This window comes from Stenotrophomonas sp. STEN022 (genome assembly GCF_056760155.1).
Window position 1 is genome coordinate 1 of record NZ_JBRREG010000176.1, and the last position, 3,376, is coordinate 3,376.

A 3,376-nucleotide genomic window follows, 5' to 3' on the forward strand; every position below is an offset into this window, starting at 1 on the left:
CCGCGGCCCCCCCACCCCCCCCCCCCCCCCCGCCGCCCCCCCCCCCCCCCGGGGGGGCGGGGCCCCCCCCCCCCTCCCCCCCCCCCCCCGGGGGCCCGGGCCCTACCCGGGGCTACGGTAGCTCCTGCTGACGGGTGCCGATTCCCGACTCCCCAATCCCCGATCTGCGGCCCTCCGGTAGAATGCCGGCATGCCTGCATCCCCCCTCAAAATGATCAAGCCGCTGGCCGGCCGTGCGCTGGAAGTGGCCTTGAACCGCGCGCTGGCGCTGGACCCGGATACCAGAACCGCGCTGGCCTCGCTCGACGGCCAACGCATCGCCCTGACCCTGGAATCGCCATCGCTGGCGATGCAGATCGGGGTGGCCGGCGAACGCCTGACCGTGGGTCCGGTGGACCCGTCGCTGGAGCCCGACCTGGCTGTGCGCAGCACGCTGGGCGGGGTGCTGGCCCAACTGCCGTTCCTGGCCAATGCGCGGCGCGGCAACAGCGCGCCCGCTGGGCGGGTCAAGGTGTCCGGCGATGCCGAGCTGGCGCGCCGCCTGCAGCAGCTGGCCACCCGTTTTGATCCCGATTGGCAGCAGCCTTTTGTCAAAGCCTTTGGCGAGATCCTCGGCGTGCAGATCGCGCAGGCCCTGCGTGCAGCCCTGCTGCAGGCCAGGCGCAGCGCCAAGGATCTGGCCGAAACCGCCGCCGAATACGTTACCGAGGAGTCGCGTGATGTCGTTGCCCGTGCCGAGCTGGATGCCTTCCATGATGATGTGGACGTGATCCGCGATGACGTCGAACGCATGGCCGCGCGCATCGCGCGCCTGCGTCAGCGCGCCGGGGGTGCCGCATGAAGGCGACCCGCGCCATGTTCCGCGCCAGCCGCATCGGCCGGGTGATTCTGCGCTACCGCCTGGATGATCTGCTCGATGGCACCCCGGTCGAGCGCTGGCTGAGTGTTGCCAAGCCATTCGTGCCACGCGCCAGCGCCGATATCGCCTCGCAGTCGCGCGGTGCGCGCCTGCGTCTTGCGCTGCAGGAGCTGGGCCCGATCTTCGTCAAATTCGGTCAGATCCTGTCCACCCGCCGCGACCTGGTGCCGCCGGACGTCGCCGCCGAGCTGACGCTGCTGCAGGACCGGGTCAAGCCCTTCGACGGCGAACGCGCGCTGCAGATCGTCGAGCAGGCGCTGGGCTTGCCGATCACCGAAGCTTTCGCCAGCTTCGACACCACGCCGCTGGCGTCGGCCTCGATCGCGCAGGTGCACGCGGCAACGCTGGACGATGGCCGCCAGGTCGTGGTCAAGGTGCTGCGTCCGGATATCGAAAAGCAGATTGCCGGCGACATCGCCCTGCTCAAGTCGCTGGCCGCGCTGGTCGAGCGCACCCATCCGCGTGCCGACAAGATCCGCCCGCGCGAAGTGGTGGCCGAGATCGAAACCACCCTGGCTGCCGAGTTGGACCTGCAGCGCGAAGGCGCCAACGCCAGCGTGCTGCGCCGCTTCTGGGAGAACTCGGACGACCTGTACGTTCCGGAAGTGATCTGGAGCCACACCGCCGAGCGCGCGCTGACGCTGGAACGGGTCTGGGGCATTCCGTCCGACGACATCGTCGCGCTGGACAAGGCCGGCATCGACCGCAAGGCGCTGGCCGCCAAGGGCGTGCGCGTGTTCTACACGCAGGTGTTCCGCGACAACTTCTTCCATGCCGATGCGCACGCAGGCAACATCTGGGTCGACACCGATCCGGCGCGCCGCGACAACCCGCGCTTCATCGCGCTGGACTTCGGCATCATGGGCCAGCTTTCGGAAGAGGATCAGTTCTACCTCGCCGAAAACTTCATGGCCATCTTCAACCGTGATTACCGCCGCATCGCCGAGCTGCACCTGCAGGCGCAGTGGATGCCGAACACGGTGCGCATCGACGAACTGGAAGCCGCGGTGCGCGCGGTCTGCGAGCCGTACTTCACCCGCCCGCTGTCGCAGATTTCGCTGGCCGAAGTGCTGATGAAGCTGTTCCGCACCGCCCAGCGCTACCAGCTGACCCTGCAGCCGCAGTTGATCCTGCTGCAGAAGACGTTGCTGAACATCGAAGGCGTGGGCCGCCAGCTCGACCCCAACCTGGACATATGGGAAGTGGCCAAGCCGGTGCTGGAGCGCATCCTGCGCGAACGCTACAGCCCGCGCCGCGCGCTGAAGGAATTGCGCAAGCGCCTGCCGGAAATCATGACCCAGGCCCCGGACATGCCGGCGCTGCTGCACAGCTGGCTGCGCCAGCAGGTGGAGGGCAAGCACGAACTGGCAATGCGCTCGCAGGACATCGTCAATCTCGAAGGTACCTTGCAGCGCATGCAGCGACGTGTGGTTACCGCCGTTGCCGGTGCCGGTTTGATGGTGGTGTCGGCGCTGTTGTACGGCCTGCAAGCAGGCGGCCCGCAGTTCGCCTCGGTACCGCTGTGGTCGTGGGTGACGGGCGCGGTCGGTGCGATTGCCGTGGCTTCCGCGTGGTTGCGTCGATGAGTGATGTTGTCGATGAGGCAGTGGAAGCGCCGATTGTTTTTGAACCGCTGCCGCTGCTGTACGAAGACCAGTGGTTGGCGGTGGTCAACAAGCCTGCGGGCTTGATGGTCCACGACAGCAAGCTGGCGCGGGGCGAGGATGACTTCCTCGCGGACCGTCTGCGCGAGCAGCTGGGCAAGCCGATTTTCCTGGTGCACCGGCTGGACCGTGCCACCAGTGGTTGCCTGCTGCTGGCGTTTGATCGCGAAAGCGCCAGCACCTTGGGCAAGACGCTGATGGGCGGCGAGGTGGAAAAGGATTACCTCGCGGTATGCCGCGGCTGGCCGGCGGAAGATGCGTTCACCGTCGATCACGACCTGGACGGCGGCCCTGGCAAGCCGGTCAAGAAGCAGGCCATCACCCACTTCCAGAAGCTGCTGGAAGGCGAGTTGCCGATTCCGTCGACGGGCTTCCCGACCTCACGTTATGCGCTGCTGCGTTGCCAGCCGCAGACCGGACGTTTCCGGCAGATCCGGCGGCACCTCAAGCACATGTTCCACCACATGATCGGCGACACCAGCCATGGCGACGGGCGCCACAACCGCACGTTCCGCATGCAGGGCGTGCATCGCATGCTGCTGCACGCCGAGCGCCTGGCTTTCCCGCATCCGCAGGACGGTCGCCGCATCGAAGTGCGCGCACCGCTGGACCGCGAGTTCCAGAAAGCGATGGACCTGTTCGGTTGGAAGCTACCGGATTGAGGTAGTGCCGAGCCATGCTCGGCAGCAGCCTCACCTGTAGTGGGGGGGGGGCGGGGGGGGCGGCGGGAGGCGGGACGACCCACACAGAACGCCCCGCGCCGCGGCGGCGCTGCACCGCGACACCCCGACAA

The 3,376-nt window shown here is 67.9% G+C and carries 3 protein-coding genes; all 3 read left to right on the forward strand.

The window, feature by feature from the left end; translation table 11 throughout:
• Nucleotides 1-190 precede the first annotated feature (190 nt).
• Genes ACVOMF_RS20645 through ACVOMF_RS20655 form a run of 3 tightly spaced genes read left to right on the forward strand, consistent with a single transcriptional unit; the run spans nucleotide 191 to nucleotide 3,245 of the window.
• Nucleotides 191-841, forward strand: coding sequence for a ubiquinone biosynthesis accessory factor UbiJ (locus ACVOMF_RS20645; RefSeq protein ID WP_481510937.1), 651 nt, complete (start codon nucleotides 191-193; stop codon nucleotides 839-841).
• The gene (gene ubiB / locus ACVOMF_RS20650; protein ID WP_481510938.1) at nucleotides 838-2,505 is read left to right on the forward strand and encodes a ubiquinone biosynthesis regulatory protein kinase UbiB; all 1,668 of its coding nucleotides are present in this window, start codon (nucleotides 838-840) and stop codon (nucleotides 2,503-2,505) included. The genes ACVOMF_RS20645 and ubiB overlap by 4 nt, the downstream gene beginning before the upstream one ends.
• Nucleotides 2,502-3,245, forward strand: a complete 744-nt coding sequence (locus ACVOMF_RS20655; protein WP_481510939.1) for a pseudouridine synthase — start codon at nucleotides 2,502-2,504, stop codon at nucleotides 3,243-3,245. The genes ubiB and ACVOMF_RS20655 overlap by 4 nt, the downstream gene beginning before the upstream one ends.
• Nucleotides 3,246-3,376 lie beyond the last annotated feature (131 nt).

Coding starts and splice junctions, on each gene's coding strand:
- ACVOMF_RS20645 (WP_481510937.1), top strand. CDS start 191: ATGCCTGCATCCCCCCTCAAAATGATCAAGCCGCTGGCCGGCCGTGCG.
- ubiB (WP_481510938.1), top strand. CDS start 838: ATGAAGGCGACCCGCGCCATGTTCCGCGCCAGCCGCATCGGCCGGGTG.
- ACVOMF_RS20655 (WP_481510939.1), top strand. CDS start 2,502: ATGAGTGATGTTGTCGATGAGGCAGTGGAAGCGCCGATTGTTTTTGAA.